A 16,204-nucleotide genomic window follows, 5' to 3' on the forward strand; every position below is an offset into this window, starting at 1 on the left:
ACCGCATTTGGACGAAGCACGCCTATGCTCGATAGGACGCACAGGAGTGTACGACCATGCACAGCACCATCATTATCGTCTTCGGCCTGGCCCTGCTGGCGCTGATGTTGTTCATCGGCCAGCAGCTAGGCTTCAGCCCACAGACCCTGACCTACAGTTTTGTCGTGCTGTGGCTGGCGCTGTCGACAATCAACGGCGCCATCGGCGTGATGGTTGGCGGGCAGTCAGTGGTCCATGAGTTGATGGTGGGGTTCATGGTGTTTGCCGTGCCGGTGGCTGCCCTGGTGTTGTTCATGACCATGAGCAACACCTGAGCAGCCCGGCCCCGATCAACGCACCAGGTGCAGGAACTGCATGTGGCGCTCGTACTGGTCGAGGATGTCGTTGATGATCTGCTCCTTGGTGTAGCCCATCAGGTCGTAGTCCTGACTGCCCTCGCTCAAGTGCACTTCGGCGCGGTAGTAACGGCGGTTGCGCAGCTCCTTGGGGCCCATGCCGCCACGGGCGAACGACGGCGTGAAGTAGCCGCGCATCTGCACCTGGTAGATGAACGGGTGCTGGTCGCCGTGACCGATTTCCAGGCTGACGCTGTCGTTGGCCGGGTCCGGCTGTGCAACCACGTTCACTCCCTTCTCGACGAACACCGCCGTCACTTCCTCGATCGCCGGACGCACCGTGGTCTCGAGGAAGCGATACACTTCATCGCGGGACGGGAAGTGCACGGCCTGGCTCAAGCGCTGGCGCCAGCCGCCCTTGCCACGGCGCGAGGTCGAGACCGGGGCCAAGGAGTGCATCTGCGCGATCTTCTTCTGCGACTCGAGATAGAAGGCCTTGTGTAGCCCCCACATCATCAACAGCAAAATCATCGAGAACGGCAGCGAGGTCAGGACCACCGCCGACTTCAACGAGTCGATGCTGCCGGCGAACAACAGCGCACTGGTCACCAACGCGGTCATCGCCCCCCAGAACACCCGCAGCCATTTCGGCCCGTCTTCATCGGCATTGCCGCCCTTGGCCGACAGCGTCGAGAGCACCACGGTGCCGGAGTCGGCCGAGGTGACAAAGAACACGAAGCTGATGAACACCGTCACGGCGATCACCGTCTTGCTCCACGGGTAGGTTTCCAGCAGCAGGTACAGGGTCATCGACGGGTTGTCGATGGCCGACATGCCGAGCGCGCTCATGCCGTGGTTGAGTACCTGGTCGATGGCGCTGTTGCCGAAGATCGACATCCACGCCAGGGTGAAGCCCAGGGGAATCAGCAACACCCCGAAGACAAACTCACGGATGGTCCGGCCACGGGAAATCCGCGCAATGAACAGCCCGACAAAGGGCGACCATGCAATCCACCAGGCCCAATAGAACACCGTCCAGCCGCCCAGCCAGTCGCTGGGCTTGTCGTAGGCGTAGAGGTCAAAACTCTTCATCGGCAAGGCGCCCAGATAGTCGCCAAGGTTCTGGATCAAGGTATTGAGCAGGTGCTGGGTGGGGCCGGCAAACAGCACGAACAGCAACAGCGCGCAGGCCAGCAGCATGTTGATGTCGGACATCACCCGCACGCCCTTATCCACACCCGCGACGGCGACGATAATCGCCGCGCCCATCATCAAGGTGATCAGCCCGACCTGGACCCACTGGGTGTGCGCGACGCCGAACAGGTAATCGAGGCCGGAGTTGAGGTGCAGTACGCCAAAGCCCATGTCCGCGCCCAGGCCAAATACCGTGGCGATAATGCCAAAACCATCCACCGCGTAGCCGATCGGGCCGTTGATGCGCTTGCCGATCAGCGGGTACAGCGCCGAACGCAGGGCCAGCGGCAGGTTGTGCCGGTAGGCGAAGTACGCCAGGGCCATACCGACAAAGGCGAACACCCCCCAGCCGTGCAGGCCCCAGTGCAGGAACAGAATCTGCATCGCCTGGCGCGCCGCATCGGCCGTGCCGGCTTCGCCCTGGGGCGGTAGCGACAGATGCGTCAGGGGTTCGGAAACGCAGAAGAAGAACAGCGTGATACTGATGCCGGCGGCGAACAGCATGCCGGCCCAGGACAGATAACTGAATTCGGGCTCGTCGTGGTCGGCACCGAGCTTGATCTTGCCGTAGCCAGACAAGGCGGTGACCACCACGAAGACCAGATACAGGGTCATTGCCAGCATGTAGTACCAGCCGACTGTGTTGGCCGCCCAGTTTTGTGCCGCCAGGAGCCAGGCACCGGACTGCTGCGGGAAGGCGATGACCACCAGGCCGAACAGCAGGATGAAACTCGCCGCGAAATAAAACACCGGCGGATTCATGCGGATTTGACCGCTGGGAGGGGTAGCGGATGCACTCATGGACAGTGCACCTTCTGTGGGTAAAGCGTGGCTGTAAATTTCGGACTCAGCAAAGGCAAGCCTCCTGTTGTGAGCGGGCAGCGAACCACCGGTTTAACTTGAATGAACGTTCAAGTTAAACATGGATAGGGCACTAAGGACTAATTCCAAGGCTCGGCGGTACTCTCGTACGCTAGCTCAAGGAAGGGTATGACGTGAGGTTGAACGGAATCGTTCAACGGATATTTAGCAAATGGCCAGCCACGATTTACCAGGTCTCACAAGCCCTGTGGGAGCGGGCTTGCCCGCGATGGCGGTGGGTCAGGCGCCTTCGATGTTGAATATGCTCGCGATGGCGGTGGGTCAGGGGTAGGGGCGGAACCCTAAGCCGCCATCACCGCAGCAACGGATCCACCCCCCAAACCCAGGATCAAAAGACTCCGCAGGCTTACTTCTGCGTCCCATCATCATGCTGCAGATTGGCCTGGGTCAGGTTGCTCCCTGGCGGTACGCTGCGGGTCAGCCAGACGTTGCCGCCGATGCTCGAGCCCTTGCCGATGGTGATCCGTCCGAGGATGGTCGCACCGGCGTAGATCACCACATCGTCCTCGACGATCGGGTGACGCGCATGCCCCTTCTGCAACTGACCGTCCTCGTCCGCCGGGAAGCGCTTGGCGCCCAGGGTCACAGCCTGATAGATGCGCACGCGCTCGCCGATGATCGCGGTCTCGCCGATCACCACGCCCGTGCCATGGTCGATGAAGAAGCTGCGGCCGATCTGCGCGCCCGGGTGGATGTCGATGCCGGTGGCCGAGTGGGCAATTTCCGAGCTGATCCGCGCCAGCAACGGCAGGCCGGCTCGGTACAGGTGGTGCGCCAGGCGATGGTGAATCACCGCCAGGATCCCCGGGTAGCAGAGCAATACCTCATCGACGCTGCGGGCTGCCGGATCGCCGTGATAGGCGGCGAGCACGTCGGAGTCCAACAGGCCGCGCAACTCGGGCAAGGCCAGGGCGAAATCCTGGATCAGGCTGATGGCCCGCGCCTCGACCTCGGTATCGACCTGGGCGGTTTGCCTGGCGACATAGCGCAACTCCAGTCGCGCTTGGCCCAGCAGGGCATTCAAGGCCACGTCCAGAGTGTGCCCGACGTAGAAGTCCTCGCTCTCCTCACGCAAGTCCACCGGCCCCAGGCGCATCGGGAACAAGGCGCCACAGAGGGCTTCGAGAATCTCCGCCATCGCTGCGCGCGATGGCAGCTCGCGACCACCCTGCTCACCGCTGCTGCGACCATTTTGCGCACGCCACTGGTCACGGGCTACGCGCAGTTGGCTGACGATGGTCTGTAATTGCCAATGGCTGGAACGCTCACTCACGGTCAAAACTCCTCGCACGCAGCGGCCCCATACCAGGCCGCCTGAATGGCAGTCACTTTACGGTATGGTCACAAACCGCAATTAAGAACGAATTGTGCGAGCCTTAGCACTTTTAGGAATATGCGATTGGCGGTTGCCCGGGTAAAACGGCCTGCCTATAGTCCAGACACCTCCTACTACCCGTGCGGCCCCATGATCAAACAACAGCTTGCTCGCTTTCACCGACTGGATCTTCTCGTCAACGCCACCCCCTTGGAAAAGCTCGAGCGGCTGTCGACCTGGCTGGGGCGCGAGGTCTACGTCAAGCGTGACGACCTGACGCCGCTGGCCATGGGTGGCAACAAGCTGCGCAAACTCGAATACCTGGCCGCCGACGCACTGGCCCAGGGCGCCGACACCCTGATCACCGCTGGGGCCATCCAGTCCAACCATGTGCGCCAGACTGCGGCAATTGCCGCAAAGCTCGGTCTGGGCTGCGTCGCCCTGCTGGAAAACCCGATCGGCACGGATGACAGTAACTACCTGGGCAACGGCAACCGCCTGCTGCTGGACCTGTTCGATGCCAAGGTCGAGCTAGTGGACAACCTCGACAACGCCGACCAACAGTTGCAAGCCCTGGCGGAGCGCCTGCGCAGCAGCGGCAAGCAGCCGTACCTGGTGCCAATTGGCGGCTCCAATGCCTTGGGCGCGCTGGGGTATGTGCGGGCGGGGCTGGAACTGGCCGAACAGATCAAGGACACCGGCCTGCAATTTGCGGCCGTGGTCCTGGCCTCGGGCAGTGCCGGCACCCATAGCGGCCTGGCGCTGGCATTGAGTGAAGTGCTACCGGAACTACCGGTGATCGGGGTCACCGTCTCGCGCACCGATGAAGACCAGCGCCCCAAGGTCCAGGGCCTGGCCGAACGCACCGCCGAACTGCTGGGGATCCAACTGCCGGCGAGTTTCAAGGTACAACTGTGGGACGAGTACTTCGCCCCCCGCTACGGCGAGCCGAGCGCCGGTACCCTGGCTGCGGTCAAGCTGCTGGCGAGCCAGGAAGGCCTGTTGCTCGACCCGGTCTACACCGGCAAGGCCATGGCCGGACTGCTCGATGGCATTGGCCGGCAGCGTTTCGACAATGGTCCTATCCTGTTCCTGCACACTGGCGGCGCCCCGGCACTGTTTGCCTACGCTGCATCGTTCGCCTGAAGCCAATCCACGTCATGTAGGAGCGAGCTTGCTCGCGATAGCGCCCTAAAGCACTCCACGACATCCACCAAATAACCATAAAAGGAATAACAAACTCACTTTTTATTATTTTCAAGTCTAAAAATCCCGCCCTATAGTCTCGCCGCAGGCGCAATTGCCGCGAGACGCATACGCTGCTTCTAGGGCAGGATGTGGAATTCCCGATTTTGCCTGCTTCATAAAAAACGTCTTCATAAAAAACACAGGGGCTTGTCATGAATTTTTCCGCATTTCGTCGAAATCTGCTGGTGGGCTCGCTGGGCCTGGTACTTGGTGCCGGTCTGTTGGGGCAAGCGGTAGCCGGTGAGCAACTGCAAAAGATCAAGGACGCGGGCGTGATCAACGTCGGCCTGGAAGGCACCTACCCACCGTTCAGTTTTGTCGATGCCGACGGCAAGCTGGCAGGTTTCGAAGTCGAATTTTCCGAAGCCCTGGCCAAGGAGCTGGGGGTCAAGGTCAAACTGCAACCGACCAAGTGGGATGGCATCCTCGCCGCCCTGGAGTCCAAGCGCCTGGATGCGGTCGTCAACCAGGTAACCATCTCTGAAGAGCGCAAGAAGAAGTACGACTTCTCCGAGCCCTACACCGTCTCCGGGATTCAGGCCCTGGTACTGACCAAGAACAAGGACAGCATCAAGTCCGCCGCCGACCTGGCTGGCAAGAAAGTCGGGGTGGGCCTGGGCACCAACTACGAGCAGTGGGTGAAGGCCAATGTGCCGACCGCTGACATCCGCACCTACGAAGATGACCCAACCAAGTTCCAGGATCTGCGTGTCGGGCGCATCGACGCCATTCTGATCGACCGCCTCGCCGCGCTGGAATACGCCAAGAAAGCCAAGGACACCACCGCCGCCGGTGAAGCGTTCTCTCGTCAGGAAGCCGGTATCGCCCTGCGCAAAGGCGAGCCTGAGCTGCTGGCCGCAGTGAACAAGGCGATCGACAAGCTGCGTGCCGACGGTACGCTGAAGAAGCTTTCGGAAAAATACTTCAACGCTGACGTCACTCAGTAATGGGCGAGGCTTTCCAACTCGCGCTGGACTCCGCGCCCTTTCTGCTCAAGGGCGCGTACTACACCGTCATCCTCAGCCTTGGCGGGATGTTTTTCGGCCTGCTGCTGGGCTTCGGCCTGGCCTTGATGCGCCTGTCGCGCTTCAAGCTGGTGAGCTGGATCGCGCGCATTTATGTGTCGTTCTTTCGCGGCACGCCGTTGCTGGTGCAGCTGTTCGTGATCTATTACGGTTTGCCGCAATTGGGCGTCGAGCTTGATCCGCTGCCGGCGGCCTTGATCGGCTTCTCGCTGAACATGGCCGCCTATGCCTGCGAAATCCTGCGCGCCGCCATCAGCTCGATCGAACGGGGCCAATGGGAAGCCGCGGCCAGTATCGGCATGACCCGTGCGCAGACCCTGCGCCGGGCCATCCTGCCGCAAGCCGCGCGCACCGCGTTGCCGCCCCTGGGCAACAGCTTCATCTCGCTGGTCAAGGACACCGCGCTGGCCGCGACCATCCAGGTGCCGGAGCTGTTCCGCCAAGCACAGCTGATTACCGCCCGCACCTTCGAAATTTTCACCATGTATCTTGCCGCCGCGCTGATCTACTGGGTTCTGGCCACGGTGCTGTCGCACCTGCAGAACAAGTTGGAAGAGCGGGTCAATCGGCACGACCAGGAGTCCTGACCCAATGATTGTCGTGGAAAAACTGACAAAGCAGTTCAAGGGTCAAGTTGTGCTCAATGGCATCGACCTGGAGGTCAAGGAAGGCGAGGTGGTCGCCATCATCGGCCCCAGCGGCTCGGGCAAGACTACCTTCCTGCGCTGCCTGAACTTTCTCGAAGAGCCGAGCAGTGGCCGGATCAAGGTCGGCGACATCGAGATCGATGGTAGCCGCCCGCTGAACCAGCAGCAGGGCCTGGTGCGCCAATTGCGCCAGCACGTGGGCTTCGTGTTCCAGAACTTCAACCTGTTCCCGCACCGCACGGCGCTGGAAAACGTCACCGAAGGGCCACTGGTGGTCAAGAAGATTCCCAGGGAGGAGGCCCTGGCACTGGGCCGCAAACTCCTGGCCAAGGTCGGCCTGGCGGGCAAGGAAGATGCCTACCCGCGCCGACTCTCCGGCGGCCAGCAACAGCGCGTGGCGATCGCCAGGGCGCTGGCCATGGAGCCGGAAGTGATCCTCTTCGACGAACCGACCTCCGCGCTGGATCCGGAGCTGGTGGGCGAAGTGCTGGCGACCATTCGTGGCCTGGCGGAAGAAAAACGCACTATGGTCATCGTCACCCACGAAATGGGCTTTGCACGCGACGTGGCCAACCGCGTGGTGTTTTTCGACAAGGGCGTGATCGTCGAACAAGGCGAAGCCAAGGCCTTGTTTGCCAACCCCAAGGAAGAGCGTACCCGACAGTTTCTCAGCAAGTTTCTTAACGCCTGAAGTTTCGCGCAACCCGCAACTTCCCATTTGCAACAGTCACTTTCCACGGAAGGAAGTGGCGCCTGTTAAAAACAATAACTCCCCCCTGGTATTTATCCCTACGCGCACACGGAATAAATAGATACGTCCTCCCCTTTCCTCCGGCGGCGTACCTTGGCCCAGGCTCTGCGTCTCGCCGTCCCGAAAATAGCCTGCTTTATAGTTCTATAGCTTTGATCATCCGAGAAAAACCCCAATCACCTGTACGCTGGAAACGCCTCCAAGGTAGGACATTTCTGATTGACCAAGGATCACCAACTTCCCAACTTTCATCTATTGACACCCTATCAGACGCGCTCTTATCTAGACGCCAATTAACTGCACACCGGCATTAACCAATCGGCTATCACTTGAACTCGACACCCTGAATCAATGTGAACTAACGCAACTTCGAAACGGACTTCGCTGCGGTATTTCAAGGAGAACACTCATGACCTGTCTGCCGAACAAAGTAGAACTGACGGCTCCGCGCCTGGCGCAATCGTCGGGATCCGCCATTAACGGTGTCTCAGCGGCTCATCTGCTGATCGAGATTGCCCCCTACGCCAGCATGGAAGAAGGCGACCTGATCGAGCTGTTCTGGGACACCAGCTACGTCGCCTCCAAGGTCCTGGAAGCCGCGGATATCGGCCAGCCCATCCACCTACGGGTGCCCGAGAGCTTTATCCGCAACGGCAGGTCCGGTATCCACTATCGGGTCATGCAAGTCGGCCAGGACCCGGCGCGCTCAGCGACCAAGCGAGTGCAGGTCAAGCTCGACTGCCCCGGCGGGCAACCACACAGCCAGTGCGCCGATGAAAACCAGGGGCTGGCGCCCTTGGGCATTCCAGAGATGATCCGCAAGCATGGGGTCAACCCGAACCAGATGAAACGCGGCGTGCCGCTGACCATCGAGCCTTACCTGAACATGGCCACCGCCGATGCAATCACCCTGCGCTGGGGCGATGTGCGCTTGGACCTGCCCAAGGTCAAGCCCGGCGAGGTCGGCAAGCCGATCAACCTGTGGGTGCCGTCGGCAGTGATTCTCGAGGCCGGGGAGGACAGTCGCCTGGAAGTGACCTACTGCATTCTCGATCGGGTGGGCAACAACTCACGCTGGGCGCCTGCGCGCCTGTTGCGAATCGGCGGCTGCCCACCCGGCGCCAGGCTGCCAGCCGACCCTGAGGCAACAGCGCACGGACCTTCTATGTATATTCCTAAAAGTTAGTTTATTAATTTTTTATACGCGATTAGGGTATATGCACCGGACCACCGGACATTCTTGATTCTGATTTCGCCGCACGACGCGGCTTATCCATGAGATGTGAGGTAGGTATGGTCCGGAACACAATCACCCCAGTGCAGATCGCCAGGGCATTGCGTGCAGCCAAGGAGTGGCAGTGATGTCCAGTCTGGCCGAAGCAAACATCCAGAGCGATCTGGACATCGCCCCGCCGCTGCTGCCCGCACAGGTGCTCGGCAATGACGCACAAGCCCTCGAAGCCGCCCACGAACTCGCGGCTGTCGCCCGCCAGCAAGCCGCGCGCCGCGATCAGCAACGCAAATTGCCCTGGGCGGAAATCGAGCAGTTCACCCGCAGCGGCCTGGGCAGTATCGCCATTGGCAAAGCCTTTGGTGGCCCACAGGTTTCCTACGTCACCCTGGCTGAAGTCTTCGCGATCATTTCCGCGGCAGACCCGGCACTGGGGCAAATTCCGCAGAACCAGTTCGGCATCCTCAACCTGCTGCAACATGTGGCCAGCGAGCCGCAGAAACAGCAGTTGTTCCAGAGCGTGCTCAACGGTTCGCGCATCGGCAATGCCGGCCCGGAACGGGGCAACAAGAACACCCTGGAACTCAAGGCCCGTATCACCGCCCAAGGCGATGGTTGGGTGCTCAATGGCCAGAAGTTCTACTCCACCGGTGCCCTCTTCGCACACTGGATCGCGGTCAAGGCGCTCAACGACGACGGCAAGCAGGTGATGGCGTTTATCCGTCGTGGCACCCCGGGACTGCGGGTGGTGGACGACTGGTCGGGGTTTGGCCAGCGCACCACCGCCAGCGGCACCGTATTGCTCAACAACGTGCGGGTCGACGCCGACCTGGTGGTGGAAAACTGGCGGCTCAACGAGCGCCCGAATATCCAGGGTGCCGTCTCCCAACTGATCCAGGCCGCCATCGACGCCGGCATTGCTCGCGGCGCCCTCGACGACGCCATTGAATTTGTACGCACCCGCGCCCGGCCGTGGATCGATGCCAAGGTCGACCGCGCCAGTGATGACCTGTACGTGATTGCCGACATCGGCAAACTGAAGATCGAACTGCACGCCGCCGAAGCGCTGCTGCGCAAGGCCGGCAAGGTGCTGGATCAGGTCAGCGCGGCACCGGTCACCGCCGCCTCCGCCGCCCGCGCCTCGATTGCCGTCGCCGAGGCCAAGGTGCTGACCACCGAGATCTCGTTGCTCGCCAGCGAAAAGCTCTTCGAGCTGGCCGGCAGCCGCGCCACCCTCGCCGAATTCAACCTCGATCGTCACTGGCGCAATGCGCGCGTGCACACCCTGCACGACCCGGTGCGCTGGAAGTACCACGCCGTGGGCGACTACCGCCTCAACGGCACCTTGCCGAACCGGCATTCCTGGATCTGACCGACCAGACATCTGGAGATTTACATGACGTTTTCCCATTCCGTCGCGGTCATTACCAGCGATGAACAAGCCCTTATTGTCGCCAGCGACCTGGCCGAAGACTTGCGCCGCGACAGCGCCCTGCGCGACCGTGAACGTCGCCTGCCTTATCCGGAGCTGGAAGTGTTTTCGCGCTCGGGCCTGTGGGGCATCAGCGTCCCCCGCGAATATGGCGGCGCCGGGGTGTCCAACGTCACCCTGGCCAAGGTCATCGCCCTGATCGCCCAGGCTGATGGTTCCCTGGGGCAGATTCCGCAGAACCATTTTTATGCCCTCGAAGTCCTGCGGGTGAACGGCAGCGAGGCGCAGAAAAAACGCCTGTACGCCGAAGTGCTCGCCGGCCAGCGTTTCGGCAATGCCCTGGCGGAACTGGGGACCAAGACCGCCCATGACCGGGTCACCCGCCTGACCCAGGATGGCCAGGGCTACCGCATCAACGGCCGCAAGTTCTACGCCACCGGCGCCATCTACGCCCAGCGCATTCCCACCTCAGTGGTTGATGACCATGGCGTCCAGCAACTGGCCTTCGTGCCCCGCGATAGCCAAGGCCTGACGGTGATCGACGACTGGAGCGGCTTCGGCCAACGCACCACAGGCAGCGGCTCGGTGGTGTTCGAGGACGTCTATGTGTCTGCCGACGACCTGGTGCCGTTTCAAAGCGCCTTCGAGCGTCCGACCCCGGTCGGCCCGCTGGCGCAGATTCTCCACGCCGCCATCGACACCGGTATCGCCCGCGCCGCCTACGAAGACGCGCTGCACTTCGTGCGGACCAAGACCCGCCCGTGGATCGACTCCGGCAACGACCAGGCCACCCAAGACCCGCTTACACTGAAAAGCTTCGGTCACCTGAGCATCCGCCTGCACGCCACCGAAGCGCTGTTGGAACGTGCCGGTGAATTCCTCGACCAGGCTCAGCGCGACACCAACGCAGACACCGTGGCAGCCGCCTCGATTGCCGTGGCCGAAGCCCGCGCCATCAGCAGCGAAATCTCCCTGGCCGCCGGCAGCACCCTGTTTGAGCTCGCTGGTAGCCAGGCGACGCTGGCCGAGCATGGCCTGGACCGGCACTGGCGCAACGCGCGCGTGCATACCTTGCATGATCCGGTGCGCTGGAAATACCACGCGGTGGGCAACTACTACCTCAACGATGAAAACCCGCCGCTGCGAGGGACCATCTGATGAGCAGCCCCGTGCACGCGAAGAAAAAAATCCTCCTCAATGCCTTCAACATGAACTGCATCGGGCACATCAATCACGGCCTGTGGACCCATCCACGAGACAACTCGACCCAGTACAAGAGCGTCGAGTACTGGACTGAGCTGGCGCAGCTGCTGGAGCGCGGGCTATTCGACGGTTTGTTCATCGCCGACATCGTCGGTGTCTATGACGTGTACCAGGGTTCGGTGGACGTACCGCTCAAGGAGTCGATCCAGTTGCCGGTCAACGACCCACTGCTGCTGGTTTCGGCCATGGCCGCAGTGACCCGTAACCTCGGCTTCGGCCTCACCGCCAACCTCACCTATGAACCGCCGTACCTGTTCGCCCGGCGCATGTCGACCCTCGACCACCTGAGCCGTGGGCGGGTGGGCTGGAACATTGTCACCGGCTACCTCGACAGCGCCGCCAAGGCCATGGGCCTGAGCGAGCAGGTCGAACATGACCGGCGTTACGACCAGGCCGACGAGTACCTGCAGGTGCTGTACAAGCTCTGGGAGGGCAGCTGGGAGGCGGACGCGGTACTCAACGACCCCCAGCAGCGCATCTACGCCCAGCCGGGCAAAGTGCACAAGGTCGAACACCACGGCGAGTTCTATCAGGTCGAGGGTTATCACCTGTGCGAACCCTCGCCGCAACGCACCCCGGTGCTGTTCCAGGCCGGCAGTTCGAGTCGCGGCCTGCAATTCGCCGGGCAACACGCCGAGTGCGTGTTCATCAGTGGCCAGGACAAAACCTCGACCAAGGCCCAGGTCGACAAGGTGCGCGCCAGCGCCGTCAGCGCCGGGCGCAACCCGGACGACATCAAGGTATTCATGGGCTTGAACGTGATTGTCGGAGCCAGCGAAGAGGCCGCCTGGGCCAAGCACGCCGAGTACCTGAGCTACGCCAGCGCCGAAGCCGGAGTGGCGCATTTTTCCGCCTCCACTGGCATCGATTTCTCCCAGTACGGATTGGACGAGCCTATCCAGTACGTGAAAAGCAACGCCATCCAATCCGCCACCCAGCACCTGAAAAACAACGACTGGACCCGGCGCAAACTGCTCGATCAGCACGCCCTGGGCGGTCGCTACATCACCCTCGTCGGTTCACCCGAACAGGTGGCGGACGAGCTGGAGTCGTGGATCGCCGAAACCGGCCTGGACGGCTTCAACCTGACCCGCATCGTCACCCCGGAAAGCTATGTGGATTTCATCGACTTGGTGATTCCCGAGTTGCAGCGCCGTGGTTCGTACAAGACCGCGTATGACCAGGGCACCTTGCGCGAGAAGCTGTTTCAAGGGGCCGCGCAATTACCCGAACAGCACACCGGTTCGACGTTTCGCCGCTGACCGGTCCCACGAACCATTGTGGGAGCGAGCCTGCTCGCGAAGAGCCTCCCAAACAACCCAACTCTATGACTGGAAACGCATCATGAAAAACACCTTGTTCACCCACCCAGTCAAAGCACTGGCACTGGCCCTCGGCCTTTTCAGCTCCGTGACCTTCGCCGCCGACGCGCCGCTGAAGGTCGGCACCACCGCCGCCTTCGCCATTCCCCTGGAGGCCGCGGTCGAGGAGGCCGGCAAGCAAGGCCTGAAAGTCGAGCTGGTGGAGTTCAGCGACTGGATCGCACCCAACGTCAGCCTGGCCTCGGGCGACATCGACGTGAACTACTTCCAGCACATCCCCTTCCTGGAAAACGCCAAGGCCGCCGCCGGCTTCGACCTGGTGCCGTTCGCCCCGGGGATCATCAACAACGTCGGCCTGTATTCGAAGAAATACAAAAGTTTCGCCGAGCTGCCCGAAGGCGCCAGCGTGGCCATCGCCAACGACCCGATCAACAGCGGTCGCGGCCTGCAACTGCTGGCCAAGGCCGGCTTGATCACGCTCAAGGATGGGGTGGGCTACAAGGCCACCGAAGACGACATCGTCGCCAACCCGAAGCAGATCAAAATTCTCCAGGTCGAAGCCGTGCAACTGGTGCGCGCCTATGACGACGCCGACCTGGTGCAGGGTTACCCAGCCTACATTCGCCTGGCCAAGACATTCGACGCCGGCTCCGCGCTGCTGTTCGACGGTCTCGACCACAAGGAATACGTGATCCAGTTCGTGATCCAGCCCAACAGCAAAACCGATCCTCGCTTGATCAAGTTCGTCGACATCTACCAGCATTCGCCCGCCGTTCGCGCTGCCCTGGATAAAGCCCACGGCAAGCTCTACCAAGCCGGCTGGGAAAGCTGAGCATGAGCGCCGCGAGCCAACTGCGACTGGAAATTCCAGAGCCCCACAACGCGGTCCAGACTGAACTGCACCCCGATCTCAATCACGCCCACGTCCGTTTCATCGGCCTGGGCAAGACCTACAACGGCCAGCAAGGCCCGGTCGCCGCGCTGCACGGCATCGACCTGGCGATCCAGCGCGGTGAGGTGTTCGGCATCATCGGCCGCAGCGGTGCCGGCAAGTCGTCGCTGATCCGCACCATCAATCGCCTCGAACAACCAACCTCGGGCCGGGTACTGATCGATCAGGTGGACATCGGCGAGTTCGACGAAGACCGCCTGGTGCACCTGCGTCGGCGCATCGGCATGATCTTCCAGCACTTCAACCTGATGTCGGCCAAGACCGTGTGGCAGAACGTCGAATTACCACTCAAGGTCGCCGGCGTGGCGAAACCGGCGCGCGAGCAAAAGGTCCGCGAGCTGCTCGAACTGGTGGGCCTGCAGGACAAGCACAAGGCCTACCCGGCACAGCTCTCGGGCGGGCAGAAACAGCGCGTCGGCATTGCCCGCGCGCTGGTGCACGATCCGGCGATCCTGCTGTGCGACGAAGCCACTTCGGCGCTGGACCCGGAAACCACCCAATCGATCCTCGGCCTGCTGCGCGAAATCAACCGGCGCCTGGGCCTGACCATCATTCTGATCACCCACGAGATGGCAGTGATCCGCGATATCTGTGACCGCGTGGTGGTGCTCGAACACGGCAAGATCGTCGAGCAAGGCCCGGTCTGGCAAGTGTTCGGCAACCCGCAGCACGAGGTCAGCAAAACCCTGCTGGCGCCGCTGCAGCACAGCCTGCCGGAGGACCTGCAAGGCCGCCTGCAAACCCAACCCGCCTCAGCCCAGGCCGCCGTGGTATTGCGCTTGCAGTTCACCGGCAGCAGTCAGGACGAACCGGACCTGGCTGCACTGTTCAGCGCCTTGGGTGGCCGGGTGCGCTTGCTGCAAGGCGGAGTCGAGCGAATCCAGGGGCATGCCTTGGGGCAATTGCTGCTGGCAGTGTCGGGGTCGTCCCTGGACACCGAACAATTGCGGCAACGCGCCGCTGCATGGGCGCAACAGGTAGAGGTGCTGGGTTATGTGGTTTGAGCGTTTGCTGCAAGGCTTTATCGATACCTTCCTGATGGTGGGCGTGTCATCGCTGATTGCCTTGCTGGCGGGTATTCCGTTGGCGGTGATCCTGGTCACCAGCGCCAAGGGCGGGATCTACCAAGCCCCGGCGCTGAACCGTGCGCTGGGGGCCTTTGTGAACCTGTTCAGGTCGATCCCGTTTCTGATCCTGATGGTCGCGCTGATTCCCTTTACCCGGTTGATCGTCGGCACCACCTACGGCGTCTGGGCCGCCGTAGTGCCACTGACCATTGCCGCCACGCCATTTTTCGCGCGGATTGCCGAGGTCAGCCTGCGCGAGGTCGATCACGGCCTGATCGAAGCGGCCCAGGCCATGGGCTGCCGCCGCTGGCACATCATCTGGCACGTGTTGCTGCCTGAAGCGCTACCGGGGATTGTAGGAGGGTTCACCATCACCCTGGTCACCATGATCAACTCCTCGGCCATGGCCGGGGCCATTGGTGCCGGTGGCCTGGGCGATATCGCCTACCGTTACGGCTACCAACGCTTTGACAGCCAGATCATGCTCACGGTGATCGTGCTGCTGGTGATTCTGGTGGCGGTGATTCAATTGGGCGGGGATCGGTTGGCGCGCGGCTTGAACAAGCGTTGAACCCTCGGCCGCAAAGGGTATATTCGGCTCACTCCCCTTGCCTGCGCAGCCGATCATGAAACACACCCCCGACGACCTCCAACAGATCACCGCCACCACCCTGGATCACTACAATTCGGTGGCCGAAGGCTTTCGCGAAGGCACTCGCGAGCATGACGTCAGCCAGAACATCGCGGCCCTGCTGCGGCACATCCAGGGTGAGGCGCCGCTGCAGATTCTCGACTTCGGCTGCGGCCCGGGGCGGGACTTGCAGACGTTCACCCGCCTGGGACACACGGCCGTCGGCCTCGACGGCTCTGAGCAGTTTGCCCGGATGGCCCGCGAGGACAGCGGCTGTGAGGTCTGGCAGCAGGACTTTCTCAAGCTCGACCTGCCGGCAGAACGGTTTGACGGGATTTTCGCCAATGCCGTGCTGTTTCATGTGCCACGCCAGGAGTTGCCGCGGGTGCTACGGCAACTGCACGGGACCTTGAAACCGGGTGGTGTGCTGTTCAGTTCCAATCCCCGTGGCGACAACCAAGAGGGCTGGAATGGCCCGCGATACGGGGCGTATCACGACCTTCAAACGTGGCAGCAATTGCTCACCGAGGCGGGTTTTGTCGAGCTCGAACACTACTACCGCCCGGCCGGGCTGCCGCGCGAGCAGCAGCCTTGGCTGGCGAGTGTCTGGCGTAAATCGGCGTAGGCCGTTAGACCGCCATCGCGGGCAAGCCCGCTCCCACATAGACCTGTTGGGTGTATGCAATATCTGCGAACCCCAAAACCACTAATGAAATGGTTACCCCCGCCGCCCCCAGTGATAGCCCACTAAGCTTTCACTGGGGGCTCACCGGAGACCATTCTCATGAACAAAGTAGCTATCGCCGCCATCGACCTGGGTAAAAACTCCTTTCATCTTCACGCCCAAGATGAACGAGGTCATGAGCTTTACCGCAAAAAATTCACTCGCGTAGCACTTGTCCAACATTT

The 16,204-nt window shown here is 61.8% G+C and carries 15 protein-coding genes and 1 pseudogene; 14 read left to right on the forward strand and 2 right to left on the reverse strand.

Going from position 1 to position 16,204, the window contains the following annotated elements; translation table 11 throughout:
* The first annotated feature begins 56 nt into the window (after window positions 1-56).
* A complete protein-coding gene (locus CKW24_RS09960; RefSeq protein WP_095167492.1) occupies window positions 57-314 on the forward strand; it encodes a hypothetical protein in 258 nt (85 codons plus the stop codon).
* A gap of 15 nt (window positions 315-329) precedes the next feature.
* On the opposite strand, the gene betT is transcribed toward CKW24_RS09960, so the two are convergent.
* Together betT and epsC are read right to left on the reverse strand one after the other, a co-directional pair.
* On the reverse strand, window positions 330-2,291 hold the full coding sequence (betT, locus tag CKW24_RS09965; RefSeq protein ID WP_162530218.1) for a choline transporter BetT: 1,962 nt from the start codon (window positions 2,289-2,291) through the stop codon (window positions 330-332).
* 466 nt (window positions 2,292-2,757) lie between these two features.
* On the reverse strand, window positions 2,758-3,684 hold the full coding sequence (gene epsC / locus CKW24_RS09970; protein WP_095167496.1) for a serine O-acetyltransferase EpsC: 927 nt from the start codon (window positions 3,682-3,684) through the stop codon (window positions 2,758-2,760).
* 192 nt (window positions 3,685-3,876) lie between these two features.
* Between epsC and CKW24_RS09975 the strand changes: the two genes are divergently transcribed.
* From CKW24_RS09975 to CKW24_RS28375, 13 genes and pseudogenes are all read left to right on the forward strand, one after another.
* Complete coding sequence (locus tag CKW24_RS09975) at window positions 3,877-4,872, forward strand: D-cysteine desulfhydrase (protein ID WP_095167497.1); 996 nt, start codon at window positions 3,877-3,879, stop codon at window positions 4,870-4,872.
* Window positions 4,873-5,126: 254 nt separating this feature from the next.
* Entirely contained in the window at window positions 5,127-5,921 is a 795-nt protein-coding gene (gene tcyJ / locus CKW24_RS09980) for a cystine ABC transporter substrate-binding protein (RefSeq protein ID WP_095167499.1), read from the forward strand.
* Window positions 5,921-6,586: a cystine ABC transporter permease gene (tcyL, locus tag CKW24_RS09985; protein ID WP_095167500.1), complete on the forward strand. Its 666-nt coding sequence runs from the start codon at window positions 5,921-5,923 to the stop codon at window positions 6,584-6,586. The genes tcyJ and tcyL overlap by 1 nt, the downstream gene beginning before the upstream one ends.
* A gap of 4 nt (window positions 6,587-6,590) precedes the next feature.
* The gene (tcyN, locus tag CKW24_RS09990; protein WP_095167502.1) at window positions 6,591-7,337 is read left to right on the forward strand and encodes an L-cystine ABC transporter ATP-binding protein TcyN; all 747 of its coding nucleotides are present in this window, start codon (window positions 6,591-6,593) and stop codon (window positions 7,335-7,337) included.
* Between the two features lie 469 nt (window positions 7,338-7,806).
* Window positions 7,807-8,583 carry a hypothetical protein gene (locus CKW24_RS09995; RefSeq protein ID WP_256585441.1) on the forward strand — a complete coding sequence of 259 codons (777 nt, stop codon included), beginning with the start codon at window positions 7,807-7,809 and terminating at the stop codon, window positions 8,581-8,583.
* Between the two features lie 175 nt (window positions 8,584-8,758).
* Complete coding sequence (locus tag CKW24_RS10000; protein WP_095167503.1) at window positions 8,759-10,000, forward strand: SfnB family sulfur acquisition oxidoreductase; 1,242 nt, start codon at window positions 8,759-8,761, stop codon at window positions 9,998-10,000.
* A gap of 24 nt (window positions 10,001-10,024) precedes the next feature.
* The gene (locus tag CKW24_RS10005) at window positions 10,025-11,218 is read left to right on the forward strand and encodes an SfnB family sulfur acquisition oxidoreductase (RefSeq protein ID WP_095167505.1); all 1,194 of its coding nucleotides are present in this window, start codon (window positions 10,025-10,027) and stop codon (window positions 11,216-11,218) included.
* Window positions 11,218-12,585, forward strand: coding sequence for an LLM class flavin-dependent oxidoreductase (locus CKW24_RS10010; protein ID WP_095167506.1), 1,368 nt, complete (start codon window positions 11,218-11,220; stop codon window positions 12,583-12,585). Before CKW24_RS10005 ends, CKW24_RS10010 begins: the two co-directional genes overlap by 1 nt.
* An 82-nt stretch (window positions 12,586-12,667) precedes the next feature.
* On the forward strand, window positions 12,668-13,477 hold the full coding sequence (locus CKW24_RS10015) for a MetQ/NlpA family ABC transporter substrate-binding protein (RefSeq protein WP_095167508.1): 810 nt from the start codon (window positions 12,668-12,670) through the stop codon (window positions 13,475-13,477).
* A gap of 2 nt (window positions 13,478-13,479) precedes the next feature.
* The gene (locus CKW24_RS10020; RefSeq protein ID WP_095167509.1) at window positions 13,480-14,601 is read left to right on the forward strand and encodes a methionine ABC transporter ATP-binding protein; all 1,122 of its coding nucleotides are present in this window, start codon (window positions 13,480-13,482) and stop codon (window positions 14,599-14,601) included.
* A complete protein-coding gene (locus CKW24_RS10025) occupies window positions 14,591-15,235 on the forward strand; it encodes a methionine ABC transporter permease (RefSeq protein WP_095167511.1) in 645 nt (214 codons plus the stop codon). Before CKW24_RS10020 ends, CKW24_RS10025 begins: the two co-directional genes overlap by 11 nt.
* A gap of 55 nt (window positions 15,236-15,290) precedes the next feature.
* Window positions 15,291-15,920 (forward strand): bifunctional 2-polyprenyl-6-hydroxyphenol methylase/3-demethylubiquinol 3-O-methyltransferase UbiG, encoded by a 630-nt coding sequence (locus CKW24_RS10030; RefSeq protein ID WP_095167513.1) that lies wholly within the window; start codon window positions 15,291-15,293, stop codon window positions 15,918-15,920.
* A 159-nt stretch (window positions 15,921-16,079) separates the two neighbouring features.
* A pseudogene (locus tag CKW24_RS28375) lies at window positions 16,080-16,204 on the forward strand (IS110 family transposase); the annotation flags it as partial.

Origin of the sequence: Pseudomonas sp. Irchel 3H3 (assembly GCF_900187635.1) — a bacterium.
In the GTDB taxonomy this organism is placed as follows: domain Bacteria; phylum Pseudomonadota; class Gammaproteobacteria; order Pseudomonadales; family Pseudomonadaceae; genus Aquipseudomonas.

Excerpts from the sequence above, each read along its gene's own strand:
- CKW24_RS09995 (WP_256585441.1), top strand. The coding sequence starts at position 7,807 with ATGACCTGTCTGCCGAACAAAGTAGAACTGACGGCTCCGCGCCTGGCG.
- CKW24_RS09960 (WP_095167492.1), top strand. The coding sequence starts at position 57 with ATGCACAGCACCATCATTATCGTCTTCGGCCTGGCCCTGCTGGCGCTG.
- CKW24_RS10005 (WP_095167505.1), top strand. The coding sequence starts at position 10,025 with ATGACGTTTTCCCATTCCGTCGCGGTCATTACCAGCGATGAACAAGCC.
- CKW24_RS10020 (WP_095167509.1), top strand. The coding sequence starts at position 13,480 with ATGAGCGCCGCGAGCCAACTGCGACTGGAAATTCCAGAGCCCCACAAC.
- tcyJ (WP_095167499.1), top strand. The coding sequence starts at position 5,127 with ATGAATTTTTCCGCATTTCGTCGAAATCTGCTGGTGGGCTCGCTGGGC.
- CKW24_RS09975 (WP_095167497.1), top strand. The coding sequence starts at position 3,877 with ATGATCAAACAACAGCTTGCTCGCTTTCACCGACTGGATCTTCTCGTC.
- CKW24_RS10010 (WP_095167506.1), top strand. The coding sequence starts at position 11,218 with ATGAGCAGCCCCGTGCACGCGAAGAAAAAAATCCTCCTCAATGCCTTC.
- CKW24_RS10030 (WP_095167513.1), top strand. The coding sequence starts at position 15,291 with ATGAAACACACCCCCGACGACCTCCAACAGATCACCGCCACCACCCTG.
- tcyL (WP_095167500.1), top strand. The coding sequence starts at position 5,921 with ATGGGCGAGGCTTTCCAACTCGCGCTGGACTCCGCGCCCTTTCTGCTC.
- CKW24_RS10015 (WP_095167508.1), top strand. The coding sequence starts at position 12,668 with ATGAAAAACACCTTGTTCACCCACCCAGTCAAAGCACTGGCACTGGCC.
- CKW24_RS10000 (WP_095167503.1), top strand. The coding sequence starts at position 8,759 with ATGTCCAGTCTGGCCGAAGCAAACATCCAGAGCGATCTGGACATCGCC.
- CKW24_RS10025 (WP_095167511.1), top strand. The coding sequence starts at position 14,591 with ATGTGGTTTGAGCGTTTGCTGCAAGGCTTTATCGATACCTTCCTGATG.
- betT (WP_162530218.1), bottom strand. The coding sequence starts at position 2,291 with ATGAATCCGCCGGTGTTTTATTTCGCGGCGAGTTTCATCCTGCTGTTC.
- tcyN (WP_095167502.1), top strand. The coding sequence starts at position 6,591 with ATGATTGTCGTGGAAAAACTGACAAAGCAGTTCAAGGGTCAAGTTGTG.